Genomic DNA, 20,593 nt, shown 5'->3' with positions numbered 1-20,593 from the left:
TCACATGTCAAAGCCACTGGCCATTACCGAACTGGTGCTTCGGGATGCACATCAGTCCCTGCTTGCTACCCGAATGCGTATAGAGGATATGCTACCCATAGCTGAAAAACTCGACAAGGCGGGCTATTGGTCTATCGAATCCTGGGGTGGGGCTACATTCGACTCCTGTATTCGTTATTTAGGCGAAGATCCGTGGGAGCGTATCCGTTTGCTGAAAAAGGCAATGCCAAACACGCCTCAGCAAATGCTGCTGCGCGGTCAAAACCTGCTGGGTTATCGCCATTATGCCGACGACGTGGTAACACGCTTTGTAGAACGCGCGCACGACAACGGTGTAGACGTATTCCGTATTTTCGATGCAATGAACGATGTGCGCAATCTGGAGACGGCAGTAAAAGCCGCTGTGAACTGCGGAGCACATGCTCAGGGAACGATTTCCTACACAGTGAGCCCGGTTCACAACCTGCAATTGTGGCTGGATATGGCCAAGCAGCTCGAAGACATGGGTGTGCACTCCATTTGTATTAAAGACATGGCCGGTTTATTAAAGCCTTATGAATGCGAAACGCTGATTAAAGAGCTGAAGAAAACCGTTCAGGTACCCATCGCAATGCAATGCCATGCAACGACCGGACTGAGCACGGCAACTTATCAGAAAGCCATTGATGCTGGTATCGACATTCTGGATACCGCTATTTCTTCAATGAGTATGACTTATGGTCACTCTGCAACTGAAACCATTGTATCGATTCTGGAAGGTACAGAACGCGATACGGGTCTGTCACTGCCTGAATTAAGTGAGATTGCGGCCTACTTCCGTGAAGTTCGCAAAAAATATGCAAAATTCGAAGGCAGCCTGAAAGGAGTAGATGCCCGTATTCTGCTGGCACAAGTACCTGGTGGTATGCTAACCAATATGGAAAGCCAGCTTAAAGAACAAGGTGCGGAAGACAAGTTTGACGAAGTACTGCTGGAAATTCCACGTGTACGCGAAGATTTGGGCTTTATTCCTCTTGTTACTCCAACCTCGCAAATTGTTGGCACACAGTCGGTACTGAACGTGCTTACCGGTGAGCGCTATAAGAGTATTACCAAAGAAACTGCTGGCGTACTGAAAGGTGAATACGGTGCGACAGCTGCGCCAGTAAATGCCCAATTGCAACAACGCGTACTGGATGGTGGCGAGGCAATAACCTGTCGTCCGGCGGATTTGATTGAACCAGAGTTGGCTAAGCTTGAAACTGAACTGGACACGCTGGCAAAAGAAAAAGCCATTACACTGGCTAAAGACAAAATCGATGACGTACTGACCTACGCACTGTTCCCGCAAATTGGTCTTAAGTTCCTGGAAAATCGCGGTAACCCCGATGCGTTTGAACCAGCACCAACAGCGCAATCAGATGTTAAACCCACACCGGTTGCATCAACAGCTTCTTCAGCCGGTGCGCCAGCCAGTTACGATGTACGCGTAGATGGCAAGGTGTACAGTGTGGAGGTGGCTGCTTCTGGCCAGTTAGGCGCTATTACGCCTGTGGCTGCTGCGGCACCGGCACCTGCTGCACCCGTATCAACTGGCGGTCAAACCGTAAAAGCGCCGCTGGCAGGTAATGTATTTAAAGTGTTGGTAAGTCCGGGAGAGCAAGTCAGTAATGGCGATGTGGTGATTATTCTGGAAGCCATGAAAATGGAAACAGAAATCCGCAGTGCGTTTGACGGCACAGTGTCTGCGATTCTGGTTAAAGACGGCGACAGCGTAACCAGCGGACAGTCGCTGATTGAGTTAGGGTAATTCCATGGAACAATTAGCAATTTTATGGGATAGCACCGCCCTGGCGCATTTTGAGCTGGGTCAGGTGATTATGATGGCAGTAGGTGCTTTACTACTGTATCTGGCGATTGTGCACGGCTTTGAGCCTTTGCTGTTGTTCCCAATTGGCTTTGGTGCGGTTCTTACTAACATTCCCCTGGCTGGATTTACTGAACCCGGTGGATTGTTGTATTACATTTACGAAGTAGGTATCCATTCTGGGGTTTTCCCGTTGCTCATTTTTATGGGCGTTGGGGCAATGACCGATTTTGGCGCACTCATAGCCAATCCGCGTATGTTATTGCTGGGGGCGGCTGCTCAATTTGGCATTTTTGCCACCTTGTTTGGTGCGATTGCACTTAATTTCATTCCCGGATTTGATTTTACGCTTAAAGATGCCTCGGCCATTGCCATCATTGGTGGCGCAGACGGGCCTACGGCGATCTTCCTGGCCTCCCGGTTGTCTCCTGATTTACTGGGTGCCATTGCTGTAGCAGCTTATTCCTATATGGCGCTGGTACCGATCATTCAGCCGCCAATTATGAAAGCTCTGACTACGCCGGAAGAGCGGAAAATTGAAATGGCACAACTGCGCCATGTCAGCAGAAAAGAGAAGATTCTGTTTCCTTTAGGTGTGTTACTGCTAACCATTCTATTTTTACCCTCAGCGACGCCATTAGTGGGCATGTTCTGCTTTGGTAACCTGATGAAAGAATGTGGTGTAGTAGACCGCTTAAGCAAAACGGCTCAGAATGAGTTAATTAACATTGTTACTATTTTCCTTGGTTTAGCGGTGGGGTCAAAACTGTCTGCCGATAAGTTCCTTACCGTTGAAACACTGGGGATCCTCGGATTAGGTGCAATCGCGTTTGCAATTGGTACTGCTGCAGGTGTAATAATGGCCAAGATAATGAACCGCTTTAGTAGCGCTTCTATTAATCCACTGATTGGTGCGGCAGGCGTGTCTGCTGTACCTATGGCAGCAAGGGTGGCTAATAAAGTGGGTCTGGAAGCAAACCCACACAACTTTTTGTTAATGCATGCCATGGGGCCCAATGTTGCAGGGGTACTTGGATCAGCCGTTGCCGCAGGTGTATTGTTGGCTCTGGTAGGTTAATTTATCTCAAATGCAGATCACCGCAGCGAATGCTGCGGGATCAAAGACTGATACGACAACACCAGTTTTTTGGTTGTTTCATGCTGAGGCCATCGGAAGATGGTCTCTGTTTTTCCACTCTCAATAATCTGTCCGCCATCCATCACAATCACTCTGTCTGCAATGTGTCTTACGATCCCCAGATTGTGGGAAATAAAAATGAAAGCCAGGCCCATTTCCTGTTGAAGTTTCAATATCAGGTTTACCGTTTGAGAACGAATAGTGGGGTCAAGAGCTGCAAAGGGTTCATCGGCAATCAACACTTTAGGTTCTGGTAAGATAGCCCTTGCCAGTGCTACACGCTGTTGCTGTCCGTCTGACAACATATGGCGGTAGAAATAAAAATGCTCACGTAATAAACCTACCTTTACCAAGGTATCGGCTATTAATGCCTTGCGCTCTGGCTCAGACAAGTTCGTATTTAAACGCAGCGGTTCATCGAGAATTTGACCTACAGTGATACCCGGATTCATCGATTCACTACTATGCTGGAAAATCATTCGGATACCGGTGATATCGGCACTTTTTCGTGCGGTACGGTGTCTTACCGACCAGTATTTTTCTTCCATCAAATGGATATGACCTTCGTCTGGCTCAACGGCACCAGCCAGCATTCTTGCTAACAACGATTTGCCAGACCGGTTCTGCCCTATAATGGCAATGGTTTCACCTTTGGTAACCTGCATATCAATCGGGCCAAGGGAGAATATTTCGGGTTTTTTGAGCCAGCGTTTTTTGCTGCTGTGCCGAAACACCAGGCCGCTAACGTCCAGTACCTGCTTCATATTTTCTCCATGTGCAGCGGGAAATGGCAGCTGTAGCTGTGGTCGTGGATCTTTCTTACCGCAGGCACGTTAACACAAGCGCGCTGTGCACGTGGGCAGCGAGGCCCTAAACGGCAGCCAATTGGCAAGTGTTGAAGGGTTGGAATAGTGCCTGCGAGCGTAGACAACTGAGACTTGGGCGGCAAATCTTTACTAAAACTCGGGGCGCTGTCTAACAATGCCTTGGTATAAGGATGGAGTGGTCGCTTGCGAATTTGCTTCATTTTGCCCGACTCAACGGTTTGCCCGCAATACAGTACGGTCATGGTGTGCGACATACTCGAAATAGCCAGCAGATCGTGACTGACGAATAAAATACCCAGCGAACGGGTTTGATTCAAACGCGAAAGGAGTTTTAACACCTGTACTTTAGTGGTGGTTTCCATCCCCCGAGTCGGGTCGTCCGCAATCAGCATTTTAGGCTGATTGACCAGTGCCATGGCCAGCATCAGTTTTTGGCCAATGTCAGTCGGGATCTGGTGGGGGTAAGCGCGCAGATACTGGTTGTGATCTTTAATGCCTACTTTGTGAACAGTACTGATCACGGCTCTGCGTCGTTGTTGTGCGCGCTGCCAGAACCATTTTCCGTCGATCAGTTCATCCGGTAATGCTTCCTCAAGCTGCTCACCCAGTGTTACCGATGGGTCGAGCGATGCAATAGCATGCTGAAAAACCACGCCAATGTCTTTACGCAGCACTTTGCGGCGCTGCTCCACAGACATCGACAATAAATTCTCTCCATTCCAGCTCATGCGATCAGCTGTCAGGTGCCAGTTACCGGGTGTTGCACCGGCAATGGCTTGCACAATCAAACTTTTTCCAGAGCCTGATTCGCCAACCAAAGCGCGAATTTCCCCAGCGTTTACGGTTAAGTTAATTTTATCCAGCGCTTTGATAGATTGAGCGCCATTATTAATTTCCAGGGTAAGGTTTTTAATGTCGAGTAATGGCATTAGCGATTCACCCTCTTTCTTAACGCTGACCGCAAACCGTCACCTACAATGGTAATTGACAACACCATCAGGAAAATGGCTATGCCTGGGATGGCGATATTCCATGGCGACAGGTATCCCACATCAAGGCCTGACGCTAAAATTGCCCCTAGTTCAGGCAGCGGGGCTTGTGCGCCCAGATTGAGAAATCCCAGTGCACTGATGTCGATAACGGCCACTGACAGCGCCAACGTACCTTGTACTACCAGCATTTCAATCATGTTCGGTAAAATGGAGTAGTAGAAAAGTTGCAATCGATTTGCCCCATCCAGAGTAGAAGCCTGGATGTAGTCTTTTTTCATTTCCGCTCTCACAAATGCGCGGGTGTGGTGAATGAACTGGGGAATGAGTGCCAGTGTAATTGCCCACATACTGTTTACCAGACCACTACCCAGAATGCCTACAATGATGATCGCTATTAGCAGCGTGGGGATTGCCATAAGGGAGTCCAGCAAGTGGTTTACCACGCTGGAGCGTACGCCGCTTAACATACCTGCAACGGTGCCAATTGATACGCCTACCGCCATGGCTGTGATAACAACCAGCAGACTTGTGCCGAAGGTGACCCTGCAACCATACATAATGCGCGAAAATAGATCTCTTCCCAACGCGTCGGTACCGAACAGATGGGCGATAGAGCCATTGGGATGCCAACTGGGTGACACCAGAATCGCTTCAGTATTTTGATGCATGGGATCGTACGGTGTCACCAGCGGTGCAAAGAAGGCAAAGAAAACAAACAGCATCAGAATGGCCAACCCAATCAACGCCACGTGACTGGATTTAAATTCCCGCCATGTGTGTTGCCAAGGGGAGGGACGGGTTTCGTCATCGTACAAACTAAATTGTGACACTTTCGAATTTTTCCCTGCTGGGGTCAATTAACCGGTTAAACAAATCTATCGCAATGGTAATAATGACTACCAGGGTTGATACCGCAAGCATACCAATGCGCAGTGCAGAATAATCGCGCTGATAAATCGCCTGAATCAGCCAGTTGCCAATACCGGGCCAGGAGAACAAGGTTTCCACAATCATCGCGTTAGTAATCAACGTAGTAATTTGCATGGCCATCAACGGAAGGATTGGCAGCAGTGCATTGCGTAGTACATGGCGGAAAAATATCTGACGGTTGGTGAGTCCCCGGGCTTTAGCGGCGGTGATGTATGGCTGATTTAGTACATCAATAATAGAGCGACGGGTAACACGAATAATTGCAGCGGTAGAAATACAGGCTATCGACAATGTGGGCAGAATCAAGTGTAACAGCGCATCGCGCATGGCGAGTGATTTGTCAGGCTCGTTGGACAACAGTATGTCGATAAACAAAAATCCGGTGTGGTTGGGAATATCAAACAACAGGTTCAGTCTGCCCGAAAGCGGCAGCCAGCCAAATTGTAAACTGAAGGTCAGTATAAAGATGACAGCCAGCCAAAAAACCGGCACTGAATATACCGACACGCTAATGGAATTGATCGCAAAATCGGCATTGGTGTATGCCCTAAGCCCACTGTAACAGCCAATCGGAATACCGATAAGCACTACAATCAGCATAGCGTAAGCACTGAGCTCAACCGTGGCAGGAAGCGCATACAGAATTTCGTCTTTGAGCGGTTCTCCTGAAATAAGACTATAGCCCCAGTTGCCACTGAACAATTGTTCAAGGTAGTGCCAGAATTGAATTAAATAAGCACTGTCAAGGCGATACTGACGAACGAGTGCATCATGTTGAATGGTATTTTGCGGCGTAATCCCTGTCAGGTTGGTGATTGGATCGGCCGGAAACAGGTAAATCAGCGTGAAGGACATGGCTGACAATGCCAGCAATGTCAAAGTGAACAGAATTGTGTATCGCAGCAGAATATTAATCACGGGGTTTGCTGACTCCGCCTAATCTGACACCACCGAAAGGATTGATGATCATGCCGTTTAATTCCTTCCGGTAGGCCTGGTAGCGATAAGCATGGGCTATAGGCACTAACGGTAGTTTCTCAAAAATTAACTGATTAGCCTGCAAATATAACGCTTTTCGAGCCTCTATGTCTTCGGTTTGCAGTGCTTTATCGAGGATTTCATCATAGGCGGGATCACACCAGCGCGCGCGGTTGGTACCAGATGGAATGGCACCGCAACTCAGCAATGGTCGGTAAAAGTTGTCTGGATCACCATTGTCGGCAGACCAACCGATAAGCACTGAGTCATGGTTCCCCTCGCGAAGTAACCTTCTGAACGTCGTCCAGTCGTAACTTATTATGTTAACGTTGACTTCTATTTCCGCCAGATAGTTCTGAATCAGCTCGGCCATTTTTCTGGCATTCGGGTTATATGCCCGTTCTACCGGGATGGCCCATACATCCATGGTGAAACCCGGTGGAACCCCTGCGTTGTCTAGTAGTTTTCGGGCAAGAACCGGGTTGTAGCCGGTATCATCGGCGTCTGCCTGATAAGCCCAACTGGCGGCAGGCAACAGTGAGCGCGCGCGCGTAGCGCTGTCGAAATACACGGCCTCCAACAGGGTATTTTTGTCGATAGCATAGGCGAGTGCTTTGCGAACATCGGGATTGTCGAATGGTGGGCGCTCGGTATTAAAAGCCCAAAATCCGATATTGAGGCCGGCTTTCTCGGCCAATACCAGGTCGTCGCGCTCGCGAATAATCTCGTGATCCACTCGGGCTGGAAACGCAATGGCGTCGCATTCGCCAGTCATCAGTTTAGCCAGTCGTAGTGAACTCTTGGGGGTGATATCGAAAATAAGTGAATCACCGTTAGGTTTGCCCCGCCAATAGGATTGATTTGCCAGGTAACGAATATAATGGTCCTTTTTATAGCTCACATACTGATACGGGCCAGTGCCTACCGGCAACTCGTCAAGTTCTTCGGGAGTGCCCATCGACATTAAATAGTCAGCATATTCAGCCGAAAGGATCACTGAAAAGTCACTGGCGATGTTGGCCAGGAATGAACTGTCGCGCTCGTTGAGCACAATTTCTACTTCAGAAGGCGACAATGGGTGTATATCAGCAATATTGGATGCCAGACCCAGACTTTCAAAATACGGATAGTTGCCACCCGATACCTTATGAAAAGGGTGATCGGGCTGACGCCATCGATTAAACGAAAACACCACATCGGTAGCATTAAAGGTTCGACTGGGTTTGAAATACGGGGTGGAATGAAAAACCACGTCAGGACGCAAGGTAAAGCGGTATTTCAGGCCGTCTTTACTCACCGACCATTTACTGGCCAGTGACGGCTGTATGCGCCCCGTTTCGGTATCAAATTCAAGCAGGCGGTCATAAATCTGGTGAGCGGTTGCATCAGCCGTTGTGGTTGAGGTATCTAATTGCGGATTCATCGACAACGGATCGCTCTCAGAGCAATACACCAGTCCTTCCTGAAACTTTTCGCTGTATTTCTGTGGAGAGCAACCAGCCAGGCTACACAGACAAAGCACTGCAAGCAGTTTTCCGGCTGACGGATTGCGCATGATTAATTTTCCTCGGCCGCAGAATCAAGCAGGTTGTATTTTTTCAAATAACCGCGCAACTGGTGGTAGGTCAGGCTCAGCTTTTCGGCGGTTTTTTTCTGATTGTACTGGCTGTCTGCCAGCGCCTGCTGAATCATATTGATTTCGTAATCCTGGCTGAGCTGTTTCAGATCTAATGGATAGCCTGTGGTGGCTGGCATTAACGATGCCGGTTCAGCTAATGGCGCAGGGGCGGAAACGGGCGCAGAGAGAGGCTGTTGCTCCTTATTGCCAGGAGTTGGCGGCTGAGCAATGCGATCCTGTGTTTTAACCCGTGCCAGTGGCCGGAACGACGATTCAAATGGATCCAATATGATATCGTGAACTGGCAGGTGGGGGTTATTACACCGGTATACCGCGCGTTCCACCACGTTTTTCAATTCCCGGATATTACCCGGCCAGTCATATTCCAATAAGATGCGTTTGGCTTTGGCCGTGAATCCGCTGAACAACTCCATTTCGAGTTCTCGCGCCATATTAATGGCGAAGGTTTCTGCCAGTAGTAAAATGTCTTCGCGACGTTCCCGAAGGGGAGGAATGGTAATAACGTCAAACGCCAGTCGGTCCAGCAAATCAGCGCGGAATTCACCACTTTCGGCAAGCGACGGTAAATCCTCATTGGTAGCAGCAATAAGGCGCACATCTACCTTCAATGAACGACTACCACCTACGCGCTCAAACTCTCCGTATTCTATAACGCGCAGGAGCTTCTCCTGAATCATCCCGGAGGTATTTGCCAGTTCGTCCAGGAATAACGTGCCGTTGTGTGCTACTTCAAATCGACCTTCCCGGCGTTTGGCTGCGCCAGTAAATGCGCCTGCCTCATAACCAAACAATTCGCTTTCAAGTAAGTTCTCGTTCAGTGCAGCACAGTTTAGCTTTACGTAGTTTTGATCCCAGCGTTTCGACAGGAAGTGTAAACGTGCGGCAATCAGCTCTTTACCTGTACCGCGTTCACCGATGATAAGCACGGGCTTATTAAGTGGCGCAATCTGAGATACCTGTTCCAGAATCTCTAAAAAGCTGTTTGCTTGCCCGAGTAAATTGTCTTGTTGGCGAAACCGACTCATTAATTCCCTCAAAAAATAGCCAAATCGACCAATTAATAGTGTAGATTAAAAAAGAAGCCGATTCGAGTATTTCTTTTTATCAATTAAAACTCTTTAAAAACAAAGTGTTAAAATATTTTTTGAAGTTGGCAGGGTATTTGTATGGTTATAACCAAGATTAACCATTCGTTTTCAACACGAGCCAGAGGTAAGTAATTATGGGTATCTTCTCGCGTTTCACTGACATTGTGAACTCAAATATTAATGCATTACTCGACAAGGCTGAAGATCCGGAGAAAATGGTTCGCCTGATCATCCAGGAGATGGAAGACACACTGGTAGAAGTGCGTTCTGCGTCAGCCAAAACCATTGCCAGCAAAAAGGATATTGCGGCGCAAATCAACAAAATGGAAGCGGATGCTGCCGATTGGCAGGCTAAAGCGGAATTTGCACTTAGCAAAGATCGCGAAGACCTGGCGCGAGCTGCACTGCAGGAAAAGAAGAAAAGCAATGAAGCCGCTGAGACATTGGGTAAAGAGCTGAAAATTGTTGAAGAACAAATTAGTAAGCTTCAAACCGAAACAGCTCAGCTGCAGGAAAAACTGGCCGATGCTAAAGCGCGTCAAAAAACCATTGTGATGCGTCAGAAAACGGCAGCGTCACGTCTCGAAGTGCGCAAAACACTCGACAGTGGCAAAATTGACGAAGCAATGGGTCGCTTTGAACAATATGAGCGCAAGATTGACGACATCGAATCGCAGGTTGAAGCCTATGATTTGGGTAAAAAGTCTTTGCACGATGAATTTGCAGAGTTAGAAGCAGGCGATAAAATTAACGATGAGCTGGAAGCGTTAAAAGCCAAAATGAAGCAATCTGCAAAGTCTGCTGAAAAATCAGCTAATGCAAAGTAAGTCATTAACGTATTTGGCTGATTTGAATCAGCGCGTCATATCGGAGGTATATTATGGATGAGGGCACGGTTGCAGTAATACTTGCACCACTGATTATATTCTTAATCTTTGTGGCGCCAATATGGTTAATCCTGCACTATCGCAGCAAGAAGCAGGTTAACCAGGGGTTAACGGCCGAAGATCAAATCGCACTGCAAGACCTGGCTGGTAAAGCCGAAGTCATGGCAGACAGAATTAAAACCCTGGAAGCGATTCTGGATTCTGAGGCCCCGGAGTGGAGAAATCGCGCATGACCAAGAAAACGATGTATCGTGATGCCAAACACGGCCGCATTGCCGGTGTGTGTGCCGGGATTGCCGAGTACTTTGGACTGGAAGTCTGGTTAGTACGTATCCTTACCGTCACAGCGTTTTTCTTACTGGCAGGGCCCTTTGTATTTGTTACCTATATCGCGTGTTGGTTTATTTTTGACAAACGACCTGAAAATACACCGCATGTCACTGCGCATCGCGAAAGCAGCGATACCAGTAAAGGATGGCGTAACAGTAGCGTAAGTAATACCGAAGACAATGAACGGGTGGAAGTAAAAACCAAGGTATGGCAGGCAGGCGAGCCACCAAGACAGGCCTTCCACGACATTGCTAATCGATTTCAGGGAATTGAGAAACGATTGCGCAAAATTGAGACTTATGTAACGTCACGTGAGTATCAGTTAAACCGGGAAATCAGCCGTCTGTAACGGCTTACCGAAACGCCGATACAAGCACTTTTAAAAGCCCGCTAAACGTTGTTTTAGCGGGCTTTTTCGTTAGCCATACCGATTCTCTGCGCAGCGAATAAATACCCCGCATGTAAATTTTATGTTACATGGGAAAGCCTACAGCAAAGCGTCACAGACGTGTTTCCAAACGCTAAAATCATTACACTTTGGTGAATAAATTGTTAACTAAATTCGGTGTATGGCTAAGCAATCAAAATATCATTCAAAAACTCCTGGTCCTGGCGGAATAATTCAATGGTCTGACGCTGAGAACAAGGTGTGGAAGGCACTGTACGAGCAGCAAATGGCGTTGTTGCCTGGCAGAGCCTGTGATGAGTACTTTCACGGATTGACTTTACTCGGCCTGCAACCTGATGTGATCCCACAGCTTCCGGATATAGACAGAGCACTACAAGCTGCAACCGGGTGGAAGACTGCCGCGGTGCCAGCACTGATCAGTTTCGCAGAGTTTTTTGAATTACTGGCGAACAAGCAATTTCCTGTCGCCACCTTTATACGCAGTGAAGAAGACTTCCACTATTTGCAAGAGCCGGACATTTTTCATGAAGTGATGGGGCATTGCCCGCTGTTAACCAATCCGGCGTTTGCCAGTTTTACTGAAACTTATGGCAAATTAGGGTTGCAGGCAAGTAAAGAGGATCGCGTGTTTTTGGCCCGGTTGTACTGGTTTACCGTAGAGTTTGGTTTGGTGAAACAACACGATGGCTTGCGTATTGTAGGAGGGGGCATTATGTCGTCTCCCAAGGAAACGCTGTATGCCCTTGAAAGTGAAGTCCCGGTACGCCGTAACATAAACGTGATGGATGTGCTTCGCACACCGTATCGCATTGACATATTGCAACCGCTTTACTACATCCTTGAAAACTTCGACCAGTTACTGGACATTTCCGCGATGGATCTAATGGCACTGGTTCAGGATGCCAAACAACTCGGCTTGTTTGAACCCCTATTTGAACCCAAGAAAAAAGCAAGCTAACTGTACTAAAAATCCTCACCGTGCATACCTGATATGCACGGTTTTTTGCGCATTTCTCAAAAAATGAACAATTCAGTTTCTAATTGCGTATTAGCCTAGAATAGTTATTAAAATGTGATATTCTGTAAAATATAGTTTACAGCTGCCAGGTGTTTGGATGCGTTTAGAAATCAGTTGTCAGGACAGGCTTGGGATAACCCAGGATGTTCTGGATATTTTAGTTACCCATAACATTGACCTCCGTGGTATTGAGATTGACGAAGGCGGTAAAATTTTTCTTAACTTCCCCAACATTAAGTTTGAAGATTTTCAGCACTTAATGCCTAAAATTCGGCGAATCCCGGGTATAGAAGACGTTAAAACAACGTTATTCATGCCAGGAGAGCGCGAGCGAAATCAGCTGTTTGCAATTGTGCAAACCTTACCTGATCCGGTGTTTTCTATCGACAACCGCGGAAAGTTATTGTTGTGCAATGATGCAGTAACCAGCGGACTGGAAATGGACGAACAGGATCTGTTGCATACCGAAATTGGCGAATACGTGAAAGGCTTCAACTTTGGCCGCTGGTTAGAAAGTAAAAATCCGGGGCCTCACAGTACAAAGGTGAAGTTTATTCAACAGGACTTCGTAGCCGATATTCTGCCCATTACGGTAGATGATTCAGATGATAAGGCCATTCTGGCGGGTGCTGTTGTGATGCTTAAATCGGAAGTGCGACTTGGTCAGCAAATTACGGTGTTTCATCAGCATGGCAAGGGCAGCTTCGACAAGCTGATCACGCAGTCGCCCAGCATGCAACAAACCATCGATGAAGCTAAGCGGATTGCCGATCTCGATGCGCCCATTCTGATATTCGGTGAAACCGGCACGGGTAAAGAGATGCTGGCGAAAGCCTGCCACCAAAGTAGCCGCCGTGCCGATAAACCTTTCCTGGCGCTGAACTGTGGTGCTATTCCGGATAACGTTGCCGAAACAGAATTGTTTGGTTATGCCGCGGGTACGTTTAATCAGACGCAGGCAAAAGCCGGCCTGCTAGAACAGGCTGCCGGTGGAACGCTGCTGCTCGATGAAATTGCCGATATGTCCAGTCAGTTGCAGGCCAAATTGCTTCGGGTACTGGAAGACGGTGCGTTTCGTCGCATTGGTGATGTAAACCCGGTAGCGGTGGACGTGCGATTTATTTGCACTACCTGTCAGGATTTGGGGCAATTGGTGGAAGATGGTAAGTTTCGCAAAGAACTGTATTACCGCCTTAACGTGTTGGGATTGGTTGTACCGTCGCTGCGTGAGCGTCGTTCCGACATAGTGCCGTTATCTGAAGCCTTTATTTTGCAGCACAGCGCAAAGCTGGGACGTCGCCCGGCTAAACTCAGCAAATCCTGCGTGGATTTTTTGCAACACTATCCATGGCCGGGCAATGTCAGACAGCTTCAGAATGCTTTATTCCGCGCGTTGTCGCTGCTCGATGGTAATGAAATTACCAAGGAAGATATTCAATTACCCAGCTGCACGCCCAGCATGACCTATGTAGATGAGAATTTTGAAGGCAGTCTGGACGACGAAGTGAAAAAATTCGAACGGGAGCTGTTGAAGAAACTGTATCCATCCTATCCTAGCACCCGTCAACTGGCGAAAAAGCTCGGGTTAAGTCACACAGCTATTGCAAACAAGCTGCGAGAATATGGCATCAATAAAGCCACTGTAAAGTTATAGTTACAGGTTGATGAATCTTGCAAAGCCGTTCTGACAGGCGCAGAACGGCTTTTTTTATGGGTTGCAAAAAGTGTGTTTTTCGCTGTTACTTTTTGTTTACAAAAGCTGTAAATTCCCGCCGTTAACTCTCTTATTTGGCGGGCTTCTGTCGCAATAGGTTCTCTGATTATATTGTTGCAATCATGTTAATCGGAGACATCAATGACAACACATTCTAATAACTACAATCCTCTGGGCACTGACGGCTTCGAATTTGTCGAGTATACGGCTGCTAACGAAGAAGGCATCAACGCACTCAAAGCGCTGTTTTCATCGCTGGGTTTTGCCGAAGTGGCAAAACACAAATCAAAGCGCGTATGGTTGTACCGTCAGGGCGACATCAATTTCATTGTTAATGCTGAACCAGCGTCACAGGCTGAAGAATTTGCCCGATTACGCGGGCCCAGCGTATGCGGTATGGCATTTCGTGTAAAGGATGCTGGCGTAGCGATTGAACACGCTCTGGCTCATGGCGGTAAATTGTTCCGCGGAAACCTCGGCCCCATGGAACTGAATATTCCTGCGATTTACGGTATCGGCGAAAGCACGTTATATTTTGTTGACCGTTACGGCTCAGAAAGCATTTACGACGTCGATTTTACTTTCTACCCCGACTGGCAGGAACGCGTTGCCAATGTCGATGCCGGCTTACAATTGATCGATCACCTCACACACAATGTGAAACGCGGCAATATGGCAGTGTGGGCCAACTTCTACGAGAACATCGGTAACTTCCGCGAGATCCGTTATTTTGATATCGAAGGTAAGTTAACCGGACTGGTGAGTAAAGCCATGACTTCCCCGTGCGGTCGTATTCGTATTCCAATCAATGAATCGGTTGACGATCATTCGCAAATTGAAGAGTTTATCAAGGCCTACAATGGTGAAGGGATCCAGCATATCGCGTTGTCTACCGACGATATTTACAAAACCGTGAAAGAGCTGAAAGGCCGCGGTCTGGCGTTTATGGATACCCCTGACACTTATTATGATGCGGTAAATACTCGCATTCCTGGCCACGGCGAGTCGGTAGATGTGCTTCGCGACCTGCGTATCCTGATAGATGGTGCGCCGGAGCAGGACGGCATTTTGCTCCAAATTTTCACAGACACGGTAATTGGCCCGGTGTTCTTCGAAATCATTCAGCGCAAAGGCAATGAAGGTTTTGGCGAAGGGAACTTTAAAGCGTTATTCGAGAGTATCGAGCAGGACCAAATCCGTCGTGGCGTATTAAACGTTGAGGGTGATAATGCGTAATCCGGCGCGGTTTCCCATAAAGCAGGGTCTGCATTCAAGTCAGGCTCACGCTGACTTACCTGAGCAGGCGCTGTACGAGCGCGAAGTGGGGCGGGAGGGCTTTTTCGGTCCTGCCACCCATTTGCATCACAAACACGCCCCAACTGGCTGGTGTGAATGGGAAGGCGAATTGCGCCCACGCGCATTCGATCTTACTCAATTAAACCAGCTTGCCGAGGCCAATTCACCGTTTTGTGCGCCAGTGATATTGCACAATGCACATTGCCAATACCGGTTCTGGCACTGCAATGAGCCAATGCGGAAACTGGCCAGAAATGCTGATGGCGATGACTTATTGTTCGTGCACAAAGGCGAGGGCGACTTCTTCTGTGATTACGGGCACTTTGTGGTAACCGAAGGCGACTACATAGTGATACCCCGTTCAACCATGTGGCGACTGGAACCGCATTCGAAAATGCAGTTGCTGATGATTGAAGCTACGGACGACAGCTATCAGTTACCTGATAAAGGACTGGTTGGCAACCACGCCATCTTCGACCCGGCAATGCTAAAGGTTCCTGAAATCAACGATACGTTTCTATCGCAGCAGGATGAAAATACCTGGCAGGTGGAAGTAAAGCGTCATCAGCGTTTGTCGCGGATCACTTATCCGTTTAATCCGCTGGATGCACAGGGGTGGCATGGTGATCTTACGGTAATGAAGATCAACTGGCGCGATATTCGCCCACTTATGAGCCATCGCTATCACTTGCCGCCATCGGCGCACACAACCTTTGTGGCTAAGCGCTTTGTGATTTGCACCTTTGTACCGCGTCCTATTGAAAGTGATCCGGGTGCATTAAAAGTGCCTTTTTATCACAGCAATGACGACTTCGACGAAGTGTTGTTCTACCACGCGGGCGATTTTTTCAGTCGCGACAATATTGAAGCAGGTATGGTGACATTCCATCCTGCTGGCTTTACACACGGTCCGCACCCGAAAGCCTTCGCTGCCGGACAGGCCCATAAGAAAACCTTTACCGACGAAGTGGCGGTAATGCTGGATACGCGGGATGCGCTGGATATTACTGCCGCAAGTCAGGCCGTTGAGAACGCCGAATACGTGTACAGCTGGAAAGGTTAACAGGAGAACAGAATGAAGTTTGCTACTTACAAGAATGCACAGCGAGATGGTGCATTAATGGTGGTAAGCCGCGATTTAACGCGCGCGGTTTCCGCTGCACCGGTTGCCCAAACCATGCAGCAATTCATCGACAACTGGGATGCATTGAAAGCACCGATGCAAGCACTGTATTCACAACTGAATAACGGCGAAATCGACAGCGAAGCTTTCGATGCCAAGCGTTGTCATTCACCGTTGCCAAGGGCTTATCACTGGGCTGATGGCAGTGCTTATGTAAATCACGTAGAGCTGGTTCGCAAAGCACGTGGCGCAGAAATCCCTGAATCGTTCTGGACCGACCCGCTCATGTATCAGGGCGGCAGCGACGATTTTATTGGTCCCTACGATGATGTAGTGGTGCCCGACGTTACCATGGGTATCGATTTTGAGGCAGAAATTGCGGTAGTGACCAACGATGTGCCGATGTGTGTTTCGCCCGAAACTGCAGGCCAACACATTAAATTACTTATGCTGGTGAACGATGTGTCATTACGCGGGTTGATTCCCGGTGAGCTGGCGAAGGGGTTTGGTTTTTATCAGTCCAAGCCTGCCAGTGCCTTTTCGCCGGTTGCTGTTACCCCCGATGAGCTGGGCGACAGCTGGATGAACAACAAGGTAAATTTGCCGCTACTCACGCATTACAACAATGAACTGTTTGGCAAGCCCAATGCTGGCGTGGATATGACGTTTAATTTTGCGCAGCTCATTGCCCATGCGGCCCGTACCCGCAATTTAGGTGCTGGCACTATTATTGGATCAGGTACAGTGTCAAATAAACAGGGCACTGACTACGGATCTGCTATAGTTCAGGGAGGGGTTGGTTATTCGTGTATTGCAGAAGTACGCATGATTGAAACTATTCGCGATGGCAAGCCATCAACCAGCTTTATGTCAAATGGTGACACAGTGCGAATTGAAATGCTCGACAATCAACACAACAGCATATTTGGCGCGATTGAACAAAGGGTGCGTGTGCTGAACTAGTATCACGAACTAGCGTTACGAACTAGCGTTAAGAACTAACGTTATGAACCAGCGTTAAACTGCTAAACCGGTACCTGTTTCATGCAGGTACCGCACAATTAGGAAATCCATGATGAGTCTGAAGTTATATGGATACTGGCGTTCCTCGGCAACTTACCGGGTTCGCATTGCACTGAACCTGAAAGGGTTAGAGTACGAATACGTGCCAGTGCACCTGGTGAAAGACGGCGGCGAACAACATCAGGCCGCTTACGATTCACTCAACCCCTCGCATCTGGTTCCCACGTTTGTTGACGACGATGAGGATATTATTCTTAACCAGTCGTTGAGTATCATTGAATTTCTCGATGAACGATATTCGGAACCGTTTCCACTGATCCCTGCCCACACAGTAGAACGGGCAAGGGTGCGCAGTTTGGCTCAGGATATTGCCTGTGATATTCAGCCGCTGGCAAATTTACGTGTATTGCAAACATTATCCCAACAGTTTGACGCGTCGTCTGAGCAGAATAATGCCTGGTGTAAGCATTGGATTGAAAAAGGCTTCGATGGTATCGAGCGTCGCCTGCAAACTCAGGCTGGCCGATTCTGTTTCGATTTTAATGTCACACTGGCTGATGTGTGCCTGGTACCGCAGGTATACAATGCCAAACGGTTCGGGGTGGATATGGAGAAATACCCACTGATCACCCGCATTTACAATAATTGTCAGGCGCTGGAAGCCTTTCAGCAGGCAGAACCAGAAAACCAACCCGACGCGCAATAGCGTCGGGTTACGAGCCTTGTAGTTAAATAGATAATTCGCGAATCGTTACTGATTCTTGATGGGCAACGCGGTGGTATTTTTCACCTGCTTTAACGCAAACGTTGAACTTAAATGGTCTACACAGGGCAGGTGAGTGAGTTTGGTCTTCAGAATGTGCTCGTATTCTTCAATACTTTCTACAATCACTTTTAACAAGTAGTCTTTTTCACCACTGGTAGTGTGGCACTCTACTATTTCATCAATCGACTGCACGGCTTTTTCGAAATCGGTTAACGAATCCCCATCGTGATTTTTCAGTGAAACATAAATAAATACCGACACACCCAAATTGAGTTTTTTGCCATTCAGTAATGTGACTTTTTTAAGAATGATCCCTTCTGATTCAAGGCGTTTCACCCGACGCCAGCACGGGGTATGTGACAAGCCCACCTGCTGACTGAGATCAGCCATAGAGATAGTGGCATCCTGTTGAAGCACGCGTAGGATTTCGCGGTCGAATTTGTCCAGTTTCATTAATGTGCTCGTGAGTAAGTCGTTATGATAGTTATTATGTGAGCATTATAATACTAGGATATACATCCTACAAAGTACTGGCGAAAAAAATTGCCGTTCTCCGGCGTAAATTAAACGCACAAAACTCGCAAAAACTGTCCTCAGCACTGTGCGCTAGTATAGCGTTTTCTTGCACTGGAACGGTTTACCCTATGTCTGTTTTTGATCACCCGGAATTTGATGGCCACGAGCACGTGGCGTTTTGTCATGATAAAGCCAGCGGATTGAAGGCTATTATTGCTATCCACAACACTCATCTTGGTCCTGCGTTGGGCGGATGTCGTATGTGGCCGTACCTTAATAGTGCCGAAGCGCTAACCGATGTGTTGCGTCTCTCAAAAGGCATGACGTACAAAGCAGCCATGGCCAACCTGAAGCAGGGCGGCGGTAAATCGGTGATCATTGGTGACCCACGTAAAGTGAAAACGGATGACATGATGCGCGCGATGGGACGCTTTGTAGAAAGTCTGAACGGCCGATACATTACCGCGGAAGACTCAGGCATCAGCGTGGAGAATCTGCAGGTAATGGCAACACAGTCGTCGCACATTGCAGGGACATCTGCTCAGTATAACGCCCTGGGGGAAGCCCCTACCGGTAACCCTGCGCCATCAACGGCATACGGTGTGTTTGTTGGATTAAAAGCCACGGTACAACACGTACTGAAAAGTGACTTGCGCGGCGTAAAAGTTGCCATACAGGGGATGGGGCATGTGGGATACCGATTGGCGAAGCAGTTGCATGCTGAAGGGGCGCAATTGTATGTAGCTGATATCTATCCGGAAGGCCTTGCGCGTGCTCAGGAAGAACTGGGAGCAACCATTGTCGCGCCAGAAGAAATCCTGACGCTGCCGGTAGACGTTATCGCACCTTGCGCCATGGGCTCCTCCATAAATGATGAGTCGTTACCCGATATTCGTGCAAAAATTATCGCGGGTGCAGCAAACAACCAACTGGCCAGGGAATCACTTGGCACAGCATTAAAAGAAAAGGGCATAGTGTACGCGCCTGACTACGTGATCAACGCCGGCGGGATTATTGATATATATCATCAGAAACTGGATGACTCGTCTGACGATGCTATGCGCGCTCATATTGCCAAGATTGGCGATACGCTGGTAGAGATATACCAACGCGCAGAAGCGGAGAATCGCGCAACTAATCTGGTTGCAAATCAAATCGCGGAAGAACGTTTTACAACTCAGGGTTGAACTTTGCGACACAAGTCGTCATAATGCGCCGCGCTCCTGGAAAGGAGCGCAGTTTTCTATGGTGGACTCTTGGTCCTCTCGCAATGATACTCTGTGAACCCGGTCAGGCCTGGAAGGGAGCAGCCGCAGCAGACGACTCATGTGCCGGGATGTGGCTGGGAGTCTGCCACCCAAATCCCTCACACTTCAGGTTATCTTTCTTTACGGGAAACCTGGTCTAAAAATTTAATCGCCTTCTCAACCGCATATTCAACGTTCATTTCCATTTGCTGACGTTCGCTTTGCGGTAAATAAAACGCCATGTCTACTTCGTAACGAATGTAGCGAGGCGGCACCTGATTCAACGCAAGACAACATAAATCGGCAAGGTAATCCGCCGTTTTAGTTTGGTCGAGACCTAAATGCGAAATACGATCCAATACCAGATGTTCGTAATAATTATGAATGTCGTCATCTAACTTCACGGAATATTCCTTATTGTTATGTCCACTTCATTTATAGCTTGTCTGATTGTTATGTCCACTTCATTTATAGCTTGTCTGATTGGGATGTCGAGTACAAGTGCGCAAAATTTATTAAATGAATGTGAAAAACTGATGAAATTGACAGCGAAACAGGCCTAAAAAAGCGGCAATTGAAAAGGTTTGTTAAAGATGCGACAAATCGTCTCGAAATCAGGCTAAATGAAACCAACCATATTTGGCTGGTTATTATTTCCACTTCAATGTATCAATAATGTTTGTTTTTTGTTTAGTTGTTGTTTTATTCGTTCTTGGTAGTAGATTAATTTATTCTAATCAGTGGTTTAAATTGTATACTTTACACAATCTTTTCATCCTACAAATTGAACTAAAGTCTATTTAGCTATTACCATTCTCCCGGGGAT

Annotated in this window: 20 protein-coding genes and 1 other RNA gene; 13 read left to right on the top strand and 8 right to left on the bottom strand. The window is 47.8% G+C overall.

What is annotated here, in order from left to right; translation table 11 throughout:
• Positions 1-4 precede the first annotated feature (4 nt).
• Both oadA and FJ444_RS01030 read left to right on the top strand, forming a co-directional pair.
• Positions 5-1,789 carry a sodium-extruding oxaloacetate decarboxylase subunit alpha gene (oadA, locus tag FJ444_RS01035; protein ID WP_140956052.1) on the top strand — a complete coding sequence of 595 codons (1,785 nt, stop codon included), beginning with the start codon at positions 5-7 and terminating at the stop codon, positions 1,787-1,789.
• Between the two features lie 4 nt (positions 1,790-1,793).
• Complete coding sequence (locus tag FJ444_RS01030) at positions 1,794-2,924, top strand: sodium ion-translocating decarboxylase subunit beta (protein ID WP_140956051.1); 1,131 nt, start codon at positions 1,794-1,796, stop codon at positions 2,922-2,924.
• Between the two features lie 17 nt (positions 2,925-2,941).
• On the opposite strand, the gene FJ444_RS01025 is transcribed toward FJ444_RS01030, so the two are convergent.
• From FJ444_RS01025 to pspF, 6 genes are read right to left on the bottom strand one after another with little or no spacing between them, the layout of a single operon-like run.
• Positions 2,942-3,748: an ATP-binding cassette domain-containing protein gene (locus tag FJ444_RS01025; protein WP_140956050.1), complete on the bottom strand. Its 807-nt coding sequence runs from the start codon at positions 3,746-3,748 to the stop codon at positions 2,942-2,944.
• The gene (locus FJ444_RS01020) at positions 3,745-4,740 is read right to left on the bottom strand and encodes an oligopeptide/dipeptide ABC transporter ATP-binding protein (protein WP_140956049.1); all 996 of its coding nucleotides are present in this window, start codon (positions 4,738-4,740) and stop codon (positions 3,745-3,747) included. Before FJ444_RS01020 ends, FJ444_RS01025 begins: the two co-directional genes overlap by 4 nt.
• A complete protein-coding gene (locus FJ444_RS01015) occupies positions 4,740-5,633 on the bottom strand; it encodes an ABC transporter permease subunit (RefSeq protein WP_140956048.1) in 894 nt (297 codons plus the stop codon). Before FJ444_RS01015 ends, FJ444_RS01020 begins: the two co-directional genes overlap by 1 nt.
• On the bottom strand, positions 5,620-6,651 hold the full coding sequence (locus FJ444_RS01010; protein ID WP_140956047.1) for an ABC transporter permease: 1,032 nt from the start codon (positions 6,649-6,651) through the stop codon (positions 5,620-5,622). Before FJ444_RS01010 ends, FJ444_RS01015 begins: the two co-directional genes overlap by 14 nt.
• Positions 6,644-8,266 carry an ABC transporter substrate-binding protein gene (locus tag FJ444_RS01005; RefSeq protein ID WP_140956046.1) on the bottom strand — a complete coding sequence of 541 codons (1,623 nt, stop codon included), beginning with the start codon at positions 8,264-8,266 and terminating at the stop codon, positions 6,644-6,646. Before FJ444_RS01005 ends, FJ444_RS01010 begins: the two co-directional genes overlap by 8 nt.
• 2 nt (positions 8,267-8,268) lie before the next feature.
• Positions 8,269-9,375 (bottom strand): phage shock protein operon transcriptional activator, encoded by a 1,107-nt coding sequence (gene pspF / locus FJ444_RS01000; RefSeq protein ID WP_140956045.1) that lies wholly within the window; start codon positions 9,373-9,375, stop codon positions 8,269-8,271.
• A gap of 197 nt (positions 9,376-9,572) precedes the next feature.
• Here pspF and pspA point away from each other — a divergent pair, with 197 nt between their 5' ends.
• The 9 genes from pspA (at position 9,573) to maiA (ending at position 17,944) form a co-directional block, all read left to right on the top strand.
• Positions 9,573-10,265 carry a phage shock protein PspA gene (pspA, locus tag FJ444_RS00995; RefSeq protein WP_140956044.1) on the top strand — a complete coding sequence of 231 codons (693 nt, stop codon included), beginning with the start codon at positions 9,573-9,575 and terminating at the stop codon, positions 10,263-10,265.
• 53 nt (positions 10,266-10,318) lie between these two features.
• Positions 10,319-10,558: an envelope stress response membrane protein PspB gene (pspB, locus tag FJ444_RS00990; RefSeq protein WP_140956043.1), complete on the top strand. Its 240-nt coding sequence runs from the start codon at positions 10,319-10,321 to the stop codon at positions 10,556-10,558.
• The gene (gene pspC, locus FJ444_RS00985) at positions 10,555-11,004 is read left to right on the top strand and encodes an envelope stress response membrane protein PspC (protein ID WP_140956042.1); all 450 of its coding nucleotides are present in this window, start codon (positions 10,555-10,557) and stop codon (positions 11,002-11,004) included. Before pspB ends, pspC begins: the two co-directional genes overlap by 4 nt.
• 220 nt (positions 11,005-11,224) lie before the next feature.
• Positions 11,225-12,022, top strand: a complete 798-nt coding sequence (gene phhA, locus FJ444_RS00980) for a phenylalanine 4-monooxygenase (protein WP_140956041.1) — start codon at positions 11,225-11,227, stop codon at positions 12,020-12,022.
• Between the two features lie 157 nt (positions 12,023-12,179).
• Positions 12,180-13,736: a transcriptional regulator TyrR gene (gene tyrR / locus FJ444_RS00975; protein WP_140956040.1), complete on the top strand. Its 1,557-nt coding sequence runs from the start codon at positions 12,180-12,182 to the stop codon at positions 13,734-13,736.
• 201 nt (positions 13,737-13,937) lie between these two features.
• Positions 13,938-15,032, top strand: coding sequence for a 4-hydroxyphenylpyruvate dioxygenase (gene hppD / locus FJ444_RS00970; protein WP_140956039.1), 1,095 nt, complete (start codon positions 13,938-13,940; stop codon positions 15,030-15,032).
• Entirely contained in the window at positions 15,025-16,155 is a 1,131-nt protein-coding gene (locus tag FJ444_RS00965) for a homogentisate 1,2-dioxygenase (protein ID WP_140956038.1), read from the top strand. Before hppD ends, FJ444_RS00965 begins: the two co-directional genes overlap by 8 nt.
• A gap of 12 nt (positions 16,156-16,167) precedes the next feature.
• Positions 16,168-17,178: a fumarylacetoacetate hydrolase family protein gene (locus FJ444_RS00960; protein ID WP_140956037.1), complete on the top strand. Its 1,011-nt coding sequence runs from the start codon at positions 16,168-16,170 to the stop codon at positions 17,176-17,178.
• 112 nt (positions 17,179-17,290) lie between these two features.
• The gene (gene maiA, locus FJ444_RS00955; RefSeq protein ID WP_140956445.1) at positions 17,291-17,944 is read left to right on the top strand and encodes a maleylacetoacetate isomerase; all 654 of its coding nucleotides are present in this window, start codon (positions 17,291-17,293) and stop codon (positions 17,942-17,944) included.
• A 45-nt stretch (positions 17,945-17,989) separates the two neighbouring features.
• On the opposite strand, the gene FJ444_RS00950 is transcribed toward maiA, so the two are convergent.
• Entirely contained in the window at positions 17,990-18,457 is a 468-nt protein-coding gene (locus tag FJ444_RS00950; protein ID WP_140956036.1) for an Lrp/AsnC family transcriptional regulator, read from the bottom strand.
• A 191-nt stretch (positions 18,458-18,648) separates the two neighbouring features.
• Here FJ444_RS00950 and FJ444_RS00945 point away from each other — a divergent pair, with 191 nt between their 5' ends.
• Both FJ444_RS00945 and ffs read left to right on the top strand, forming a co-directional pair.
• On the top strand, positions 18,649-19,707 hold the full coding sequence (locus FJ444_RS00945; protein ID WP_140956035.1) for a Glu/Leu/Phe/Val dehydrogenase dimerization domain-containing protein: 1,059 nt from the start codon (positions 18,649-18,651) through the stop codon (positions 19,705-19,707).
• Positions 19,708-19,774: 67 nt separating this feature from the next.
• An RNA gene (gene ffs / locus FJ444_RS00940) (signal recognition particle sRNA small type) lies at positions 19,775-19,871 on the top strand.
• A gap of 27 nt (positions 19,872-19,898) precedes the next feature.
• On the opposite strand, the gene FJ444_RS00935 is transcribed toward ffs, so the two are convergent.
• Positions 19,899-20,171, bottom strand: a complete 273-nt coding sequence (locus FJ444_RS00935) for a late competence development ComFB family protein (RefSeq protein WP_140956034.1) — start codon at positions 20,169-20,171, stop codon at positions 19,899-19,901.
• Positions 20,172-20,593: the final 422 nt, after the last annotated feature.

The organism is Aestuariibacter sp. GS-14 (assembly GCF_006494365.1).
Taxonomy (GTDB): Bacteria; Pseudomonadota; Gammaproteobacteria; order Enterobacterales; family Alteromonadaceae; genus Alteromonas; species Alteromonas mangrovi.
The sequence above is the reverse complement of the archived record's forward strand: the minus strand, read 5'-3'. Positions and strand labels throughout refer to the sequence as shown.

Bases quoted from the DNA above. Each gene is read 5' to 3' on its own strand.
- phhA (WP_140956041.1), top strand. From the start codon at position 11,225: ATGGCTAAGCAATCAAAATATCATTCAAAAACTCCTGGTCCTGGCGGA.
- pspB (WP_140956043.1), top strand. From the start codon at position 10,319: ATGGATGAGGGCACGGTTGCAGTAATACTTGCACCACTGATTATATTC.
- FJ444_RS00960 (WP_140956037.1), top strand. From the start codon at position 16,168: ATGAAGTTTGCTACTTACAAGAATGCACAGCGAGATGGTGCATTAATG.
- hppD (WP_140956039.1), top strand. From the start codon at position 13,938: ATGACAACACATTCTAATAACTACAATCCTCTGGGCACTGACGGCTTC.
- maiA (WP_140956445.1), top strand. From the start codon at position 17,291: ATGAGTCTGAAGTTATATGGATACTGGCGTTCCTCGGCAACTTACCGG.
- FJ444_RS00965 (WP_140956038.1), top strand. From the start codon at position 15,025: ATGCGTAATCCGGCGCGGTTTCCCATAAAGCAGGGTCTGCATTCAAGT.
- pspF (WP_140956045.1), bottom strand. From the start codon at position 9,375: ATGAGTCGGTTTCGCCAACAAGACAATTTACTCGGGCAAGCAAACAGC.
- FJ444_RS00950 (WP_140956036.1), bottom strand. From the start codon at position 18,457: ATGAAACTGGACAAATTCGACCGCGAAATCCTACGCGTGCTTCAACAG.
- tyrR (WP_140956040.1), top strand. From the start codon at position 12,180: ATGCGTTTAGAAATCAGTTGTCAGGACAGGCTTGGGATAACCCAGGAT.
- FJ444_RS01025 (WP_140956050.1), bottom strand. From the start codon at position 3,748: ATGAAGCAGGTACTGGACGTTAGCGGCCTGGTGTTTCGGCACAGCAGC.
- oadA (WP_140956052.1), top strand. From the start codon at position 5: ATGTCAAAGCCACTGGCCATTACCGAACTGGTGCTTCGGGATGCACAT.
- FJ444_RS01005 (WP_140956046.1), bottom strand. From the start codon at position 8,266: ATGCGCAATCCGTCAGCCGGAAAACTGCTTGCAGTGCTTTGTCTGTGT.
- pspC (WP_140956042.1), top strand. From the start codon at position 10,555: ATGACCAAGAAAACGATGTATCGTGATGCCAAACACGGCCGCATTGCC.
- FJ444_RS01030 (WP_140956051.1), top strand. From the start codon at position 1,794: ATGGAACAATTAGCAATTTTATGGGATAGCACCGCCCTGGCGCATTTT.
- FJ444_RS01020 (WP_140956049.1), bottom strand. From the start codon at position 4,740: ATGCCATTACTCGACATTAAAAACCTTACCCTGGAAATTAATAATGGC.
- pspA (WP_140956044.1), top strand. From the start codon at position 9,573: ATGGGTATCTTCTCGCGTTTCACTGACATTGTGAACTCAAATATTAAT.
- FJ444_RS00945 (WP_140956035.1), top strand. From the start codon at position 18,649: ATGTCTGTTTTTGATCACCCGGAATTTGATGGCCACGAGCACGTGGCG.